The sequence below is a fragment of the Pseudonocardia sulfidoxydans NBRC 16205 genome, from assembly GCF_007989085.1.
In the GTDB taxonomy this organism is placed as follows: domain Bacteria; phylum Actinomycetota; class Actinomycetes; order Mycobacteriales; family Pseudonocardiaceae; genus Pseudonocardia; species Pseudonocardia sulfidoxydans.
Genome location: NZ_BJVJ01000020.1, coordinates 31,436 through 49,145, shown reverse-complemented (window position 1 = coordinate 49,145; position 17,710 = coordinate 31,436). Strand labels below are relative to the sequence as shown.

Annotated in this window: 12 protein-coding genes; 2 read left to right on the top strand and 10 right to left on the bottom strand. The window is 73.6% G+C overall.

Annotation, left to right across the window (positions count from 1 at the left end; genetic code table 11):
• Positions 1 to 29 precede the first annotated feature (29 nt).
• Positions 30 to 1,376, top strand: coding sequence for a dipeptidase (locus PSU4_RS12370; protein ID WP_147106767.1), 1,347 nt, complete (start codon positions 30 to 32; stop codon positions 1,374 to 1,376).
• 128 nt (positions 1,377 to 1,504) lie between these two features.
• Positions 1,505 to 4,666, top strand: a complete 3,162-nt coding sequence (locus PSU4_RS12365; RefSeq protein ID WP_147106763.1) for an AfsR/SARP family transcriptional regulator — start codon at positions 1,505 to 1,507, stop codon at positions 4,664 to 4,666.
• Here the strand turns inward: PSU4_RS12365 and PSU4_RS12360 are convergent.
• The 10 genes from PSU4_RS12360 to metG form a co-directional block, all read right to left on the bottom strand.
• Complete coding sequence (locus PSU4_RS12360) at positions 4,648 to 5,484, bottom strand: ABC transporter permease (protein WP_147106760.1); 837 nt, start codon at positions 5,482 to 5,484, stop codon at positions 4,648 to 4,650. The genes PSU4_RS12365 and PSU4_RS12360 overlap by 19 nt on opposite strands.
• A complete protein-coding gene (locus tag PSU4_RS12355; protein WP_147106756.1) occupies positions 5,481 to 6,458 on the bottom strand; it encodes an ATP-binding cassette domain-containing protein in 978 nt (325 codons plus the stop codon). Before PSU4_RS12355 ends, PSU4_RS12360 begins: the two co-directional genes overlap by 4 nt.
• 140 nt (positions 6,459 to 6,598) lie before the next feature.
• Positions 6,599 to 8,392: an ABC-F family ATP-binding cassette domain-containing protein gene (locus PSU4_RS12350; protein WP_147106754.1), complete on the bottom strand. Its 1,794-nt coding sequence runs from the start codon at positions 8,390 to 8,392 to the stop codon at positions 6,599 to 6,601.
• On the bottom strand, positions 8,392 to 9,363 hold the full coding sequence (locus PSU4_RS12345; RefSeq protein WP_147106751.1) for a 4-(cytidine 5'-diphospho)-2-C-methyl-D-erythritol kinase: 972 nt from the start codon (positions 9,361 to 9,363) through the stop codon (positions 8,392 to 8,394). The genes PSU4_RS12350 and PSU4_RS12345 overlap by 1 nt, the downstream gene beginning before the upstream one ends.
• Positions 9,364 to 9,467: 104 nt before the next feature.
• Complete coding sequence (locus PSU4_RS12340) at positions 9,468 to 10,985, bottom strand: DHA2 family efflux MFS transporter permease subunit (RefSeq protein ID WP_307724781.1); 1,518 nt, start codon at positions 10,983 to 10,985, stop codon at positions 9,468 to 9,470.
• Complete coding sequence (locus tag PSU4_RS12335) at positions 10,982 to 11,548, bottom strand: PadR family transcriptional regulator (protein WP_246115071.1); 567 nt, start codon at positions 11,546 to 11,548, stop codon at positions 10,982 to 10,984. The genes PSU4_RS12340 and PSU4_RS12335 overlap by 4 nt, the downstream gene beginning before the upstream one ends.
• 348 nt (positions 11,549 to 11,896) lie before the next feature.
• Positions 11,897 to 12,754 (bottom strand): 16S rRNA (adenine(1518)-N(6)/adenine(1519)-N(6))-dimethyltransferase RsmA, encoded by an 858-nt coding sequence (rsmA, locus tag PSU4_RS12330; protein WP_186816898.1) that lies wholly within the window; start codon positions 12,752 to 12,754, stop codon positions 11,897 to 11,899.
• 34 nt (positions 12,755 to 12,788) lie between these two features.
• Entirely contained in the window at positions 12,789 to 14,774 is a 1,986-nt protein-coding gene (locus tag PSU4_RS32755; RefSeq protein ID WP_147106745.1) for a resuscitation-promoting factor, read from the bottom strand.
• A gap of 201 nt (positions 14,775 to 14,975) precedes the next feature.
• Positions 14,976 to 15,860 carry a TatD family hydrolase gene (locus PSU4_RS12320; protein WP_246115070.1) on the bottom strand — a complete coding sequence of 295 codons (885 nt, stop codon included), beginning with the start codon at positions 15,858 to 15,860 and terminating at the stop codon, positions 14,976 to 14,978.
• Positions 15,861 to 15,903: 43 nt separating this feature from the next.
• Positions 15,904 to 17,697 carry a methionine--tRNA ligase gene (gene metG, locus PSU4_RS12315; protein ID WP_147106738.1) on the bottom strand — a complete coding sequence of 598 codons (1,794 nt, stop codon included), beginning with the start codon at positions 17,695 to 17,697 and terminating at the stop codon, positions 15,904 to 15,906.
• Between the last annotated feature and the right edge of the window lie 13 nt (positions 17,698 to 17,710).

Genomic DNA, 17,710 nt, shown 5'->3' with positions numbered 1-17,710 from the left:
ACTACGACCTGCGCGTAGCATCCGGCTCCGTGGCCGACCCGCTCTCGAACGACGCCCTCGCCGCCGCCGTCGACGCGCAGCTCGCTCCGGCGCGCGCCGACCTCGAACGCCTCGTGCGGATTCCCAGCATCTGGGCTGATCCCACGCGTGCCGACGACACCCGTCGCAGCGCCGACGCCGTCGCCTCGCTGGCGCGCGACGCCGGTGCGGCCGACGTCCAGATCCTGCAGGCCGAGGGTGGCGCACCGGCCGTCGTCGCCCGCTTCCCCGGCCCGGCCGGGACGCCGACCGTCCTGCTCTACGCCCACCACGACGTGCAGCCCACCGGTGGCGACGAGCACTGGACGAGCCCGCCCTTCGAGCCGACCGAGCGCGACGGCCGCCTGTACGGGCGCGGCGCCGCCGACGACAAGGCCGGCGTCATGACCCACCTGGCGGCGCTGCGCGCGTTCGACGGGACGCCGCCCGTCGGCGTCACGCTGTTCGTGGAGGGCGAGGAGGAGTCGGGCTCGCCGACGTTGACGGCGCTGCTGGCCGAGCACCGCGACCTGCTCGCCGCCGACGTGATCGTCATCGCCGACGCCGCGAACCCCGCGACCGACGTCCCCGCCCTGACGACGACGCTGCGCGGGCTGGTGGACGTCGTCGTCGAGGTGTCGATGCTGGAGCAGCCGGTGCACTCCGGCGTCTTCGGCGGCCCGGTCGGCGACGCCCTCACCGCGCTCTGCAAGGCCCTGGCCTCGCTGCACGACGACAAGGGCGAGGTCGCCGTCCCCGGGCTGGTGCGCACCGAGTCCGAGGCCCCCGACATGGACGAGGAGACGTTCCGTTCGACCGCCGGGCTGCTCGACGGCGTCGAGCTACTGGGGTCGGGGACCATCCCGGACCGGACGAACCTGAAGCCCGCGATCGCCGTCCTGGGCATCGACGCGCCCCGGGTCGCGGACGCGTCGAACGTCCTGTTGCCGCGTGCGCGGGCGATGGTGAGCATGCGGCTCGCCCCGGGTGAGGACGCGCTCGCCGCGCAGCGGGCCCTCGCGGAGCACCTGCGCGCGCACGTGCCGTGGGGCGCGCACGTCTCCGTGGAGCCGGGCAGCGGTGTCGCGGAGCCGTTCGCGCTGCAGAGCACCGGCTCCGCCTACGACGCCGCCCGCTCCGCGTACTCGCGCGCGTACGGCAACTCCGTCGTCGAGATGGGCATCGGCGGCTCGATCCCGTTCATCGCGGAGTTCGCCCGGACGTTCCCGGGCGCCGCGGTGCTGGTGACGGGCGTCGGCGACCCGGCCAGCCGCTGGCACGGCATCGACGAGAGCCTCGACCTCGCCATGTTCGGCCGCGGCGTCCTGGCCGAGGCCTACTTCCTGAACAGCCTGTGAGTGGCGATAGTCGCTATAGCGACTATCGCCACTCACCAGGGACGTCGGAATCGCCCACGAGGGCCTGAACCGCCCGGTCACCGGGGTATTCGCTGCAGCCACGCGATCGCGCACGGCAGACTGACGGCGTGCGGATCGGGGTGCTGGGGAGCGTGGCGGCGTGGCCGTCGGCCAACGGCACCGTCGCGCCCGCCGACACCGACGCCGCGCCACCCGGCCTGCGGCTGCGCGGGCTGCTGGCCCGCCTCGCGCTCGACGCCGGTCGCCCCGTCACCACCGAGGCGCTGGTCGACGACCTGTGGGGCGAGGAGCCGCCGGACGCGGTGGCCAACGCGTTGCAGTCGCTGGTGTCGCGGCTGCGGCGGGCGCTCGGCGCGCGGCTGGTGGTGACCGTCCAGGGCGGCTACCTGCTCGACCTCGCCCCCGATGCCGTCGACGCCGGGCGGTTCGGCCACCTCGTCGCGACCGCGAGGGCGGGCACCGACGCGGCGGTCGCGGCGTCGGCGTTGGAGGAGGCGCTCGGGCTCTGGCGCGGACCGGCGCTGGCCGACGTGCGCCGGCTCCCGTTCGCCGACGCCGTCGCGGCACGGCTGGAGGAGCAGCGGGCGGTGGCCGTCGAGACGCGCGCCGCACTGGGCCTTGTCGCGGGCGACCCCGGTGCAGGTCTCGATGCGGTCAGCGATCTCCTTGCGGCGCAGCCGTTGCGGGAGAGCGCCGCGGTAGTGCTGGCCCGCGGGCTGCACGCGACGGGCCGGCAGGCCGACGCGCTCGCCGTGCTCGACCGGACGCGGGAGCGGCTGGCGGGCGAGCTGGGCGTCGACCCCGGCCCGGAGCTGGCGAGAGCCCGGCTCGACGTGCTGCGCGGGACGCCCGCGCCGGCCCCTGCCCGCAAGGAGCCGGTGCACAGGTCCGTCGCACTCACCAGCTTCGTGGGTCGCGACGCCGACGTCGGCCGGGTGCGCAGCCTGCTGAGCACCGCCCGGCTCGTGACGCTGCTCGGTCCGGGCGGAGCGGGGAAGACCCGGCTGGCCAGGGAGATCGTCGACGGCCGCGCCGAGGCGCCGGTCGCCGAGCTCGCGCCGCTCACCGGTGCCGAGCAGCTCCCCGGCACGGTGCTGGCGGCCGTCGGCGAGCCGGAGCTGATGATGCGCAACCCTGACGACGGTCCGCCCGACCTCACCGGCCGGCTGTTGACCGCACTCGGGGACCGCGACGTCGTGCTGGTGCTGGACAACTGCGAACACCTCGTCGACGACGTCGCGGTGCTCACCCAGCGGATGCTCGAGGCGGCGCCGCGGCTGCGGGTCCTGGCGACCAGCCGTGAGCCGCTGGCCGTGCCCGGTGAGGTGCTGCACCCCGTCGAGCCGCTCGACACCGCCGCCGCGGTCCGACTGTTCGCCGACCGCGCCGCCGCCGTCGCCCCCGGGTTCGTCGTGGACACGACGACCCAACCCGTCGTCGCCGAGATCTGCGCGCGCCTCGACGGTCAGCCGCTGCCCCTGGAGCTCGCCGCGGCCCGGCTGCGGACGTTGTCGCTCACCGAGATCGCCGCGCGTCTCGACGACCGCTTCCGGCTACTCACCTCCGGCGCCCGCACCGCGTTGCCGCGGCACCAGACGTTGCGCGCCGTCGTCGACTGGAGCTGGGACCTGCTGGTCGAGCCCGAGCGGATCCTGTTGCGCCGCATGGGGGTCTTCGCGGGCGGCGCGACGGCGGCGACCGTCGAACGGGTCTGCGCCGGCGCGGGCGGCCCCGACCCGGCCGACGCGTTCGACCTGCTGGCAGCACTCGTCGACAAGTCACTGGTCGTGGCGGTGCCGTCCGGTGGCCCGGACCCGACGCGGTACCGGCTCCTGGAGACGATCCGCGACTACGCCGCCGAGCGGCTCGCCGAGGCCGGCGAGGCCGACGCGGTCGTCGCCGCGCACGCCGCCTGGGTCGTCGACCTGGCCGAGACGTCCGAACCGCACCTGCGCGGCGCCGACCAGCTGCGCTGGCTCGTGCCGCTGCGCGCCGAGAACGACAACATCGCCGTGGCGCTGCGCAGGGCCGTGAACCGCGGCGACGGCGCGACCGCGCACCGGATCGTCGCCGCCATGGGATGGTCGTGGTTCATCCGCGGCCGCTACGAGGAGTCGATCACCTGGGTCGCGGAGGCCGTGGCGCTGCCCCCTCCGGATCTACCGGCCGTCGCCGCCCGCACACTGGCCTACCTGCTGCTGACCTTCGTCGCGCGCGGTGACGTCGACGCGGCCGTCGCCCGCCTCGACGAGGCCGTCACCGCCGCCGCGGCCACACCCGAACCGCGCCATCCCGCGCTGCAGCTCGTCGCGCCGCTGGGCCGGGCGTTCACCGGTGACCCGACGTTGCTCGAGGAGGTGTCCGTGACGTCGGACGATCCGTGGGTTCGCGCGTTCGCCACCCAGGTGCGGGCGCAGCTCGCGGAGAACGACGGCGACATCGAGCTGCAGCGACGCCTCGTCCGGACCGCGCACGAGCTGTTCACGACGACCGGGGACCGCTTCGGGCTGGGCATGACGATCGGGACGCTGGGCGAGCTGGAGGACCTGGCCGGCAACCTCGACGCCGCCGCCGCGGCCTACGACGAGGCCCTCGCACTGGCCACCGAGCTGGGCAACGACGACGACCTGCCGCAGTTCATGCTGCAGCAGGCCGGGCTGTGCCTGCGGCGCGGCGATCCCGTCCGGGCCCGGGAGCTCGCCGAGAGCGCCGCCGACATCGCGTCGGGCCCCTTCGGCGTGCAGACGATGGCGCGGGCGGCGCTCGCCGACATCGAACGCGTGGCGGGCAACCTCACCGCGGCGCGCCGGCACCTCGCGGCGGCCGAACGCGACGCCGGGCACGGGCTGGCCCGCGAGCAGCGGCGGGCCCTCGTCGAGATCGTGCGGTACCGGGTCGAGGTCGCGGCCGGGGACGTCGACGCGGCCGCGGCCTCCCTCGATCGCGCCCTCGACGAGGCGATCGCGAGCCACGACGGCCCGGTCGCGGCGCTCGTCGTCGAGTACGGCGCGCAGTTCGCACTGACCCGTGGCGACGCCGACGCCGCGGGGCTGATGCTCGGGGTCGCGCTGGCCCAGCGCGGCACGCTCGACCACGGCAACCCCGACGTCGTCGCGGTCGTCGACGGGGTGCGGGACGCCCTCGGCCCCGCCGCGGCGGACGATGCGCTGCGGCGGGGCCGGGGCCTCCCCCGTCCCGACGGCCTCGCAGCCGTCCGGGACCTCGTGCGGACCGTGTCGTCGAGGACGGATCAGGCGCGCTTGCGGTAGAGCGTCACCGCGATCGGCGCGAACACGGCGACGACGACGGCGGCGGCGATCAGCGCCGTCGTGGCCGCGGCCGCGACGGGACCGCCGGTGAGCAGGCCGCGGACGGCGTCGGCGACCTTCGAGACCGGGTTGACGTTCACGAACGCCTGCAGCCAGCCGGGCATCGAGTCCGACGGGACGAACACGTTGCTGCCGAAGGTCAGCGGCAGCATGATCATCGCGCCGATGCCCTGCACGGAGCGGGGCTGGCGGACGAGCATCGCGAGCGCGGTGAACACCCAGCACAGGGCGAAGGCGAACACCATGACCAGGCCCATCGCCGCGATCACGTTGAGCGGGTTGGTGTGCATCCGGAAGCCGAGGATCGTGCCGAGAACCAGCATGATCACGCCGGAGGTCAGGTAGCGCACCAGGTCGGCCATGATCGCGCCGACGAGCGGTGCCGACCGGGAGATCGGGAGGCTGCGGAACCGGTCGAAGATGCCGGTGTGCAGGTCCTCCGCGAGCCCGACGCCGGTGCCCGCGGACGCGAACACCACGGTCTGCACCAGCACGCCGGGCAGCGCGAACTGCAGGTACTCGGTGGTGTTGCCGGCGATCGCGCCGCCGAAGACGTAGACGAACAGCAGCAGGAAGATGACCGGCTGCAGCGTCACGTCGATCAGGGCTTCGGGCGAGTGGATCGTCTTGACGACGCCACGCCACGCGAGCGTGAGGCCGTGGCGGATCGTGGACGGCCCGTGTCTGCTGCGTTCGATGTCGGGTATCGGCATGGGCGGGCGGGGCGTCGTTCCGGGTGCGACAGCAGTGGTGGTCATGCCGCCACCTCCTCGTCGGTCGTGGCCTGCTTCTCGGCGTCCTCCGCCGTGCGGCCGGTCAGGGTCATGAAGACGTCGTCGAGGCTCGGCAAGCGCAGCCCGAGCTCGGCGATGGCGAGCCCGGCCTCGTCGAACCGGCCGCCCGCGACATGCAGCAGGCCCGGTTCGTGCGCGGCGACGGTCAGCTCACCGGACGCGTCGACGACCGGGGCCTCGTCGGTGAGCCCGGCGAGGATCGTCGAGACCGCCGGGATGTCGGTGCGGTGCAACGGGCGCACGTGCAACCGCTGCCCGCCGACGTCGGCCTTGAGCGACGCCGGGGTGCCGCTCGCGATGACCCGACCGGTGTCGATGACGACGAGGTCGTCGGCGAGCTGGTCGGCCTCCTCCAGGTACTGCGTCGTGAGCAGCACGGTGACGCCGTCGGCGGCGAGGGCGCGGACCTGGTCGAGCACCTCGTTGCGGTGCCGCGGGTCGAGCCCGGTGGTGGGTTCGTCGAGGAACAGGACGTCGGGGCGGCCGATGAGGCTGGCCGCCAGGTCGAGCCGGCGGCGCATGCCGCCGGAGTAGGTGCGGACGCGGCGCGTGGCGGCGTCGGCCAGCCCGAAGCGCTCGATGAGCTCCGCGGCCCGCACGCGGGCGGCGCGGCGCGGCATGTCGAGCAGCCGGGCGATGAGCATCAGGTTGTCGGTGCCGGAGAGGGCCTCGTCGACGGCCGCGTACTGGCCGGTGAGGCCGATGCGGGCGCGGACGGCCGCGGGTTCGGCGACGACGTCGTGCCCGAGGATCGTGGCCCGGCCGGCGTCGGGGCGCAGCAGGGTGGCGAGGACGCGGACGGTCGTGGTCTTGCCCGAACCGTTGGGGCCGAGCAGGCCCAGCACCGTGCCGCGCCGGGCGGTCAGGTCGACCCCGGCGAGGGCCTTCGTAGTGCCGAAGGACTTCTCGAGCCCCTCGACGTGAATGACGGTGTCCATGGGGAGGACTCTGATCCCCACCGCTGACGCCGCGCTGACACGACGCTGACACCACTTCAGCCGACCGCTGACGTCACGGTGACACCACACCAGCCTGTGAGCGGCGATAGTCGCTATAGCGACTATCGCCACTCACAGGGCTACGACTCGGCGAGCTCCGCGGCGGCCAGCCACTCCAGCTCGACGGCCTCACGTTCCGCGGTGACGGCCTTGAGCTGCGCGCCGAGCTCCATCAGTTTCGCGGGGTCGGTGGCCGCGGCCGCGAGGGCGTCGTGGAGCTGGGACTCCTTGGCCGACAACGACTCCATCTTCCGCTCCAGCCGCGAGGCCTCCTTGCGGGCGGCGCGCTGGTCGGCGGCGGACACCGCCGGAGCGGCCTTCGCCGCACCGGAGCCGGTCATCGCGATCGCGGCGACGGCGTCGCCCGACGCAGCCCGACGCTGCAGGTACTCCTCGATCCCGCCGGGCAGGTGCGTGATGCGGCCGTCGCCGAACAGGGCGACGACGGTGTCGCACACCCGCTCCACCAGGTAGCGGTCGTGACTGACGACGATCAGCGTGCCCGGCCAGCCGTCGAGCAGGTCCTCGAGGTTGGACAGGGTGTCGACGTCGAGGTCGTTGGTGGGTTCGTCGAGCAGCAGGACGTTGGGCTCGGCCATGAGCAGCCGCGTCAGCTGCAACCGGCGCCGCTCACCACCGGACAGCTGCCCGACGGGCGTCCACTGCCGCGCGGCGGGGAAACCGAGCCGTTCCAGCACCGACGACGCCGACAGCTCCAGCTTCCCGAGCCGCACGAACTTGGCGACGTCCTCCGTCGCCTCGAGCACCCGCATCTCGCGGGGCAGGTCGACGATCTCCTGGGTGAGCTCCGCCAGCTGGACGGTGGTGCCCTGGACCCGCTTGCCGCCGTCGAGCGGGCGTTCACCGGTGAGGGAGCGCAGCAGCGTCGTCTTGCCGGAGCCGTTGACGCCGACGATCCCGATCCGATCGCCCGGCCCGAGCCGCCAGGTGACGTCGTCGAGCAGCGTGCGGTCGCCGATCCGCACGGTGGCGTCCTCCAGCTCGAGGACGGTGCGGCCCAGGCGGTTCGTCGCGAAGCCGAGCAGTTCGACGGAGTTACGCGGCGGCGGCACGTCGGCGATCAGGGCCTCGGCGGCCTCGATGCGGAACCGCGGCTTCGACGTCCGCGCCGGGGCGCCACGGCGCAGCCACGCCAGTTCCTTGCGCGCCATGTTCTGCCGCCGGGCCTCGGCCGCGTCGGCCTGCCGGGTGCGTTCGGCGCGGGCGTAGACCCAGTCCGCGTAGCCGCCGAGGTAGCTCTCGACGTTGCCGTTCGCGACCTCCCACGTCCGGGTGCACACGGCGTCGAGGAACCAGCGGTCGTGCGTCACGACGACGACGCCGCAGCGCCGCCCGATGAGGTGCCGGGCCAGCCAGCCGACGCCCTCGACGTCGAGATGGTTGGTCGGCTCGTCGAGGACGACGAGGTCGGGCTCGCCGATGAGCGTGGCCGCGAGCCCGACGCGGCGCTTCTCGCCGCCGGACAGCCCGTCGACGGTGCGGTCGAGGTCGGTGACGCCGAGCCCGGTGAGGACGTCGCGCACCCGCGGGTCGGACGCCCACTCGTGCTCGGCGCCGTAGTCGGCGAGCACGACGTCGCGAATCCTCGCGCCCGCGGGCAGCGGATCGCCCTGCGCCAGGTGGGACAGCTTGAGCCCGCCGACGCGGCTGATCCGCCCCGACTGCGGCTGCCGGCGCCCGGCGAGGATGTCGAGCAGCGTGGTCTTGCCGCCGCCGTTGAGGCCGACGACGCCGATCCGCTCGCCGCGCTCCACGCCCAGCGACACGGAGTTCAGCAGGACGCGCGAGGCGTCGCCGGGGACGTGGGCGGTGACGGACTCGAGGTTGACCAGGTTCTGCCGAACCGGGGGCATCAGGCACGCACTTTCGGCCAGGAGCCGGTCGGGGGGCCCGACGGCGGCTCGTTCTCGTCGACGATCCGGGCCCCGGGGACGGGCCCGTGGGCGACACGGACGGTCCGGCACACCCCCGCACCGGCCAGCTCGGCGGCGACCTCCACCGCGGAGTCGGCGCTGTCGCACAGGAACGCGCAGGTGGGCCCCGACCCGGACACCAGCCCCGCCAGCGCGCCCGCGGAGACGCCGGCGCGCAAGGTGCGGCGCAGATCGGGGGCGAGGCTCACGGCGGCGGCCTGCAGGTCGTTGCCCAGCGACAACGCGAGCTGGCGGGGGTCGCCCCCGGCGAGCGCTTCCAGGACGGGCTCGACGGCGCGGACCGGGGACTCGGTCTCCGACGCGGCGCGCAGCCGGTCCAGCTCGGCGAACACCGTCGGCGTGGACAGGCCCTGCCGTGCGAGCGCGATCACCCAGTGCTGCGGGTGCCGCGACAGGACCGGCACGATGCGCTCCCCCCGCCCGGTGCCGACGGCCGTCCCGCCGTGCAGCGCGAACGTGACGTCGCTGCCCAGCTCGGCGGCCATGACGGCCAGCTCCTCGCGGGTGAGGTCCAGCTTCCACAGCCCGGCGAGTGCGACGAGGGTGCCGGCGGCGTCGGCGCTGCCGCCCGCCATACCGCCCGCGACAGGGATGCCCTTGCGCAGCACGACCTTCACGTCGGTGTCGTGGTCCGCATGCCGGCCCAGCAGCTCGACGGCCTTCCACGCGAGGTTGGTGGCGTCGGTGGGGACCTCGGCCGCGGTGTCACCGGTGACCTCGACGCCCGGGACATCCGACGTCGCGACCGTGACCTCGTCGAACAGGCTCACGGCGTGGAACACGGTGACCAGCTCGTGGTAGCCGTCGTCGCGCACGTCGCCGACGGCGAGATGCAGGTTGATCTTCCCGGGGACACGCACGGTGACCGGGACGGGGACGGCGGCGAGCACCTGACAACACTACGTGCCCGAGCGCGCGACCGTCCGTGGACGCCGGGTGCGGCACGCGCCGGGCTCGCGTGCGACACGCGCGGACCGGCGCGCCCCACCGGGGTTCAGGCGGGCGCCGGCGCCGGGTCGGGCTCGGCCGCCGCGGCCCGCCGCGCCGCCAGGTGCCGCGGCATCGCGAACGACGCGACCGCGACCAACCCGATCAGCAGCACCGCCGCCGGCAGGTACAGCGACTGCCCCATCGCGGTGGCGAAGCCCTCGTGCAACGCGGGCGGCAGCGCCGCGACACCCGCCTCGGCGCTGCCCCCACCTGCGCCACCGGCGGCAGCGGGCAGGTTGGCCGCGATGCGGGAGGCCATCAACGTCGCGATCGCCGCGGAGCCGAGCACCGCGCCGACCTGCCGCGTCGTGTTGTAGATGCCCGCGCCGCTGCCCGCGTTCGACATCGGGAGGTTGCGGGTCGCCGTCGTGGCGATCGGCGCCCAGATGAACCCGTTGGCGACGCCGAGCAGGGCGATCGGCAGCAGCAGCTCCCACACCGGCAGCCCCGGCCGCAGGATCGCACCCGCCCAGAACAGCGACGCGGCGAAGCACACCATCCCGAAGCCCGCGAGCCAGCGCGGGTGCACCTGGTCGGTCTTGCGGCCCACCCACAGGGCGAGCACCCCGGAGATCACGGCCATCGGCACCAGCAGCAGCGCCGACCGCGTCGGCGACAGACCCATCACGCCCTGCGCGTAGAACATCAGCGGGAACGCCATCGCGGTGATCGCGAAACCGACCGTCGTGATCGCGACGTTGGCCAGGCTGAAGTTGCGGTCGCGGAACAGCGCGAGCGTCACCAGCGGCTCGCTCCTGGTGCGCGCCTGCCACCACAGGAACACCCCCATGACGACGACGCCCGCGATGATCAGCGACCACACCGAGACGGGACCCGCGATCGTGCCCCAGTCGTAGGCCTGGCCCTCCTGCAGCCCGAAGACCAGCAGGAACATGCCGATCGCGCTGAGCACGACGCCGACGATGTCGAACTTGTGGACGTGCGTCTCCAGCGCAGGGACCAGCCGCACCGCGAACACGAACGCGATGACGCCGACGGGCACGTTGATGAAGAAGATCCACTCCCAGCCCAGGCCGTCGACCAGGACACCGCCCAGGATCGGGCCCACCAGCGTCGCGACGCCGGCGACCGCACCCCACAGGCTCATCGCCCGGCCCCGGGTCTCGGCCTGGAACGTCCGGGTGATGACCGCCATCGTCTGCGGCGTCATCAGCGAGGCGCCGATGCCCTGCACCACCCGGGCCGCGACCAGCATGCCGATCGAGCCCGTGAGCCCGCACCACAGCGACGCCAGCGTGAAGATCGTGAGGCCGACCAGGTAGACCCGGCCCGGTCCGAACCGGTCACCGAGGCGGCCCGTGATCAACAGCGGTACCGCGTAGGCCAGCAGGTACGCGCTCGTGACCCAGACGACCGCGTCCACGTCGGCGCCCAGGTCGGACATGATCGCCGGCGTCGCGACGGACACGATCGTCGAGTCCACCAGGATCATGAAGAACCCGATGACCATCGCCCACAGGGCCGGCCACGGGCTTGCGGGGAGCGGCTTCCCCGCGGTCACAGCCGATCCTCCGACGGCCACGTCAGCTCCTTCGTCTCGAGCCGCTCCACCAGCCGGGTCAACCAGCCGATCTCGGCTCGCGCCATCTCGATGAGGTACAGGGAATCCAGCAGGTGCGCCTCGTGCGTGCGGCTCGTCGCCGCCGCGATCAGGGGCGCCGCCGTGTCGACGTCGGTCTGCAGCGCGTCGATCCGCGTCCGCAGCAGCGCGATCGCCTCGGCGCGCGGCAGGTTGTGGGCCTCGCCGAGCGCCACGGGGAAGCGCGGATACTCGTTGACGGGGGCGCCGAGGTTCTCGGCAATCCACGACCGCAGCGCCTCGCGGCCGGCGGCGGTGACCCGGTAGGTGGTGCGCTCGGGGCGCCCGCCCTCACGGTCGGTGCCGACGGCCTCGACCAGCGACGCGTCGGCCAGCCGGGCCACCGTGTGGTACAGCGATCCGGGCCGGACCTTGACGATCCGGTCCTCGTGACGGTCGAGCATCAGCCGGTACATCTCGTAGGGGTGCATCGGCTTCTCGCACAGCAGGGCGAGCACGGAGGTGCCGAGCGGCGTCATCGTCATCGCTCCCACTCCGTTCCGATCGTTCCAGCCGAACTATTCCGTGTGGAATATAGGTCGGATCCCGTTCCGCGTCACCCGACGGTGGCACACGACACCGACAGTTCACGGACGGTTCTCCGCAGCTCACGGGCATTGCGGACCAACCGGACACGCTCGAGGGCCCGCCTACGGTGACGACGATTGAGCACTCCAGGAATCGACAGGCTCCGGCCTGCGTCGACCCCACCCCGGCGCGCAACCTGACTGTCGTCCGGCGCCGAAACTCCGACCGTGAGGTTGCGCCCGACCGATGGCGCGCAACGTGCCGGCTGTCCGCTGGCGCGAACACGACCGTGAGGTTGCGCGAAGTCAGGTGGGGCGGGCGGCGGCGACGCGGGCGAAGTCGGCGACCCCCAGGCGCTCGGCCCGGGTCAGCGGGTCGATCCCCGCGGCTCGCAACGCCTCCTCCGCCGCCGCGGGCGAGCCCGCCCAGCCCGCCAACGCCGACCGCAACGCCTTGCGCCGCTGCGCGAACGCGGCGTCGATCACCGTGAAGACCTCGGCTCGCGCAACAGCGGACGCCGGCGCCGGGCGGCACGTGAACGACAGCAGCCCGGAGTCGACGTTGGGCACCGGCCAGAACACCGCGCGCGGCACGGGGCCGGCGCGGCGGGCGTCGGCGAACCACGCCAGCTTCGCGCTGGGCACCCCGTAGGTCTTGGACCCGGGCTTGGCGGCGAGCCGGTCGGCCACCTCGGCCTGCACCATGACCAGCCCGCGACGGATTCCCGGCAGCTCGGCGAGCAGGTGCAGCAGCACCGGGACGCCGACGTTGTAGGGCAGGTTCGCGACGATGGCCGTCGGCTGCGGGCCGGGCAGGTCGGCGGCGTGGACGCGCATGGCGTCGGCGGGTGTGACGCTCAGCCGGTCGGCCAGCGCGGGCGCGAACTGCGCGACCGTCGCAGGAAGCCGCTGCGCCAGAACCGGATCGATCTCCACGGCGTGCACCGCCGCCACCGCGGGCAGCAGCGCGAGCGTGAGTGACCCGAGCCCGGGGCCGACCTCGACGACCACGTCGTCCGGGGTCAGCTCCGCCGACTTCACGATGCGCCGCACAGTGTTCGGGTCGTGCACGAAGTTCTGGCCGAGCCTTTTCGTCGGCCGGATCCCGAGGTCCTCGGCGAGGCCGCGGACCTCGGCAGGGCCCAGCAGCCTCGCGTCGTTCACCCGCAGATCATGCCCGGGAAGGATCGGCCGGGACTCACAGACCCAGCTTGCGCGAGCAGGCGGGCCACGCACCGTAGCCGCCGCGCGCGTCACGCATCTTGGTGGCGACGGCGATCTGCTGCTCCCGGGTGGCCTGGTGCGGCAGCGGCGCGTACTGGGTGCCGCCGTAGGCCGCCCAGGTGCGGGCGTCGAACTGGAGGCCGCCGTAGTAGCCGTTGCCGGTGTTGATGGCCCAGTTGCCGCCGGACTCGCACTTGGCCAGCGAGTCCCACGCGCCACCGCCGGCGACGGCCGGGGCGGCGGGGATGTCCTTGTTGGTGCCGACCTTCACGATCTTCGGCTTCGGCGGCACCGTCGACCCGGCGCTGACCTGCTCGCGCCGGACCTCCTTGCCGTTCTCCGTGAAGACGCGCATGACCGACGACTGCTCGCCCGCCTTGCCCGGGTCGACGACGACCTTCTTGCCCTGCGCCATCGTCGGGTCCTCGACGGTCTGCTCGGGCGGGGGGATCTTGCGGGTGACGACGATGTCGTTGACCGCGTTGCGGACGACGCGGATCTCCATGCCGTCGGTCAGCGGGGCGTCGAGGCCCGGAGCGGCGACGTCGTCGGACCCGAGTTGGACGCCCCGCTCGGCGAGCAGGCCGCCCACGGTGCCGGCCATCGTCGTGACCTGTGTGGGGGTTCCGGCACCGTCGACCAGCGACACCGTCCGCTGCACGTTGACGATCAGCGACATCCCGGACAGCGGGATCTCCGAGTCGGGCGACACCGACATCTGGATGGGCTGCGCGTCGAGACCCATGCCGGCGAGTGCCTCGGACACGACGTCGGAGGTGGTCCACACCTGGCGACGCTCGCTGCCCTCGATGAGGGTGATCTGCCGGGCCCGGTCGACGACGATCTCGTCGCCGCTGGACACCTCGCTGCCGAGGCCGGGGGCGACCCGGTCCTGCGGGTTGGTGGCGATGCCGGCGGCCTCGAGGGCGCCCGCGACGTCGCCGGAGAAGGTGTGGACGACCTGCGACTTGCCGTCGACGGTGACCGTGACGGTCTTGTCCATGGCGAGCGCGGTGCCGCTGCCGGCGGTGAGGGTGACCAGCGCGGCGAGCGCGGTGGCGCGGACGACCGTGCGGTTGCGGCCGCGGGTGGCCTCGTCGAGCCCGGCGGCGTCGGCCTCGGTGAGCCCGGCGGGCGCGGTGGACCGGCGCGCGGCGCGGGTGCGGGGCGCCGGGTCGGTGGGCGTCTCGACCTCGGCGGCGGACTCGTCGACGGCGGGCGGGCCGGCCTCGGGGGCCTCGGGTACGGCCGGCGCGGCGGCGGACCGGGCGTCCTGCACATCGGTGTCGGCCACCGGCTCGTGCGTGACGGTGTCGGCGACCCGGCCCGCCGGCGGCAGCCCGGCGAGGGCGGACAGCCCGTCGACGGTAGGCGGGTCGACGAGGCGGTTGCGGCCGGTGAGCGGTTCGACGGCCGGGCTCGGCCGGACCGCGGGGCTCGGCTGGATCACCGGGAGGCGGTCGGTGCGCGCCGGGGCGTCGACCGGGCCCGCCTGGGCCGGGACGGCGAACCAGTCGGTGCGGTAGGCGGCGTGGGCGTCGTCGAGGGCCGTGTACGTGGGCCCCTCGGAGCCGACGACGGGGAACCAGCGCGTCGCGGGCTCGTCGGGGTCGTACGAGGGCTCGTCGACGGCGGCCGGGTGGGCGTGCGAGTCGGCGGCGGGGCGCTGGTCGGCCCAGAACGACTCGATGTCGTCGTGGTCGTCGTGGTCGTCGAGGACGCCGGAGCCGTCCGGCTCGTCGTCGAGGTAGCCCAGGTAGGGCTCGCGGCGTGGCTCGGCGAACCAGCCACCGGTGGCCGGGGCGTCGGTCGCGGTCAGGCGCGCCAGCAGCGCGTCGGCGCGTGCGCGGGGATCGAGTTCCTCGTCGAGGGGGCTGCCCGGGGCGGGGAAGTCGTCGGAGGCGTACCCGTGACGCGCACGGGCGGCACGCCGTTGCAGATGCGAGGAGACGTCGACCACTGCAATCCAGACCTCGACGGACCGGGCAGGGGCTGCTGCGGTCACGGTGGCCCGAAGGCAGTAGGTCAGGGGAGCGCCCCGAGCCACCGTTGCCGCGTGTGCTGGGGAGCGTTACCCCATCCCGGCGATCACGGAACCGTAACGGGCACAGGTGATCCACTTCCTGCCACGACACGCTGTGAGCGCCGAACGGCCTCCCGGCTACGCCGAGCGACGGCCGTCCGCGCCGAGAGCGAGGTCCGGCACGATCGGCGGCAGTTCGGCGAGCCGGAAGACCCGTTCGGCGTTTCGCCCGGCGACGCTCGCGAGCCGCTCGTCGGACACACCTCGAACGGCGGCCAACCCACGCACCGTCCACGGCAGGCAGTACGGCTCGTTCGCGCGACCGCGATGCGGGTGCGGGGTCAGGAACGGGGCGTCGGTCTCGACGAGGAGCTGGTCCTCGGGCACGAGCGCGGCGGCCTCACGGAGGTCGTGCGAGTTCTTGAACGTCACCGGCCCGGCGAACGACAGCACGTATCCCGCGTCGGTGCACTCGCGCGCCATCGCGGCGTCGCCGGAGAAGCAGTGGAACACCACGGTCTCGGGCGCCCCTTCCGAACGCAGGACGCGCAGGACGTCGGCGTGCGCGTCGCGGTCGTGGATCATCAACGGCTTGCCGAGTCGTTTGGCCAGGTCGACGTGGCGTCGGAACCAGGTCTCCTGCGCGTCGGGCGGCGAGTGGTCCCAGTAGAAGTCGAGGCCCGTCTCCCCCACGGCGACGACGCGCGGGTCGGCGGCGAGGCGCTCGATCTCGGCGAAGTCGTCCTCGGAGACGGCGGCCGTGCGCGTCGGGTGCAACGCGACCGCCGCCGCCACCCGGGAGTCCGAGTTCGCAGCGGCGACGGCCCAGCGTGCGGCGTCGAGGTCGTCGGCGATCGTGACGACCCGCGTGACCCCGACGGCCGCTGCCCGATCAAGGGCCGCAGCGACGTCTGACGCCGTGACGCAGCCGCACGCGTCGAGATGGGTGTGGGCGTCGACGGTCGGCGCCGGCAACGGCTCCGGCGGCTCGGGCCGGGGCCGCCGTCCGTACGGGCCGCTCACGCGGCTCGTGAGTGGCAATAGTCGCCATAGCGACTATTGGCACTCACAGGCGCTCGATCGGGGCCCACGACGGCCCGTCCTCGCCCAGCCCCGGGTCGAGCTTCGCGAAGATCGGCGTCGGCTTGGCCAGCGGCCGGCCGGCCTCGATCGGCGTCGACTCCCAGCGCGCGGACTGCGTCTCGTAGTCGCCGGTCAGGACCTTGTAGGCCGGGCCGTCGCCCAGGTCGTCGACGTCGCGGATCTCCGGCTGCGCCGCCCACACCCCGGTGCCGCCGAGGGCCTCGTGGACCTGCTGCGCGGCGTGGGGCAGGAACGGCGTCAGCAGCGTGTTGGCGTCCTGCACGACCTGCAGCGCGGTGTGCAGGATCGTGTCCCGGCGCTCCGGGTCGTCCTTGCGCTTCCACGGCTCCTGGTCGGACAGGTACCGGTTCGCCGCGGTGACGACGCGCATCGCCTCCCCCGCGGCCTGCTTGAACCGGTTGCGCGCGAGCAGCCCGCCGACGGTGTCGAACCCGGCCCGGGAGACGGCGAGCAGCTCGGCGTCGGCCGCCTCCGGGGCCAGCGGCTTCGGGATGGCGCCGACGTTCTTGTGGGCCATCGAGATCGAGCGGTTGACGAGGTTGCCCCACTCGTTGGCCAGCTCGAAGTTGGTGCGGCGGACGAACTCGTCCCAGGTGAAGTCGGTGTCCTGGTTCTCCGGGCCCGCGACGGCGATGAAGTAGCGCAGCGCGTCGGGGCCGAACTCGCGCAGGAAGTCGCCGACGTAGATCACCCGGCCGCGGCTCGTCGAGAACTTGGAGCCGGACATCGTCAGGTACTCCGACGACACGATCTCGCTCGGCAGGTTCAACGTCCCGAACGCGCCGGGCTCGCCACCGCGGTCGCCCGCACCGTTCTGGCCCAGCAGCAGCGCCGGCCAGATCACGGAGTGGAAGACGATGTTGTCCTTGCCCATGAAGTAGTAGCCCTCGGCCGAGGGGTCGGTCCACCACTGCTTCCAGGCGTCCGCGTCGGGCCCGCGCCGGGCCCACTCGACCGACGCCGACAGGTAGCCGATGACGGCGTCGAACCAGACGTAGAGGCGCTTCATCGGCAGGTCGCGCCAGCCGTCGAGCGGGATCGGGACGCCCCAGTCGAGGTCGCGGGTGATCGCGCGCGGCTTGAGGTCCTCGACGAGGTTGGCCGAGAACTTGAGGACGTTGGGCCGCCAGTCGGTGCGGGTCGACAGCCACGAGCCCAGCGACTCGGCGAACGCCGGCAGGTCGAGGAAGAAATGCTCGGTCTCGACGAACTGCGGGACCTCGCCGTTGATCTTCGACCGCGGGTTGATCAGGTCGGCCGGGTCGAGCTGGTTGCCGCAGTTGTCGCACTGGTCGCCGCGGGCGCCGTCGTAGCCGCAGATGGGGCAGGTGCCCTCGACGTAGCGGTCGGGCAGCGTGCGGCCCGTCGACGGGCTGATCGCGCCCATCGCCGTCTTCGACACGACGTAGCCGTTCTTGTGCAGCGCCAGGAACAGGTTCTGCACGACCTCGTAGTGGTTCGACGTCGTCGTCCGCGTGAAGAGGTCGTACGACAGCCCGAGGCCCTGCAGGTCCCGGGTGATGACCTCGTTGTACTTGTCGGCGAGCTGACGCGGGGTGAGCCCCTCGGCGTCGGCCTGCACCTGGATCGGGGTCCCGTGCTCGTCGGTGCCGGACACCATGAGCACCTGGTCGCCGACCATCCGCCGGTAGCGGGAGAAGACGTCGGAGGGCACACCGAAACCGGAGACGTGGCCGATGTGCCGCGGGCCGTTGGCATAGGGCCACGCAACGGCGGTCAGCACGCGGGAGCTCATGTGGCCAGCGTAT

What these genes read in the sequence shown, in the direction of transcription:
- metG (WP_147106738.1), bottom strand. Translation starts at nt 17,697, where the DNA reads ATGAGCTCCCGCGTGCTGACCGCCGTTGCGTGGCCCTATGCCAACGGC.
- PSU4_RS12335 (WP_246115071.1), bottom strand. Translation starts at nt 11,548, where the DNA reads ATGACGATGACGCCGCTCGGCACCTCCGTGCTCGCCCTGCTGTGCGAG.
- PSU4_RS12350 (WP_147106754.1), bottom strand. Translation starts at nt 8,392, where the DNA reads ATGCCCCCGGTTCGGCAGAACCTGGTCAACCTCGAGTCCGTCACCGCC.
- PSU4_RS12360 (WP_147106760.1), bottom strand. Translation starts at nt 5,484, where the DNA reads ATGACCACCACTGCTGTCGCACCCGGAACGACGCCCCGCCCGCCCATG.
- PSU4_RS12355 (WP_147106756.1), bottom strand. Translation starts at nt 6,458, where the DNA reads ATGGACACCGTCATTCACGTCGAGGGGCTCGAGAAGTCCTTCGGCACT.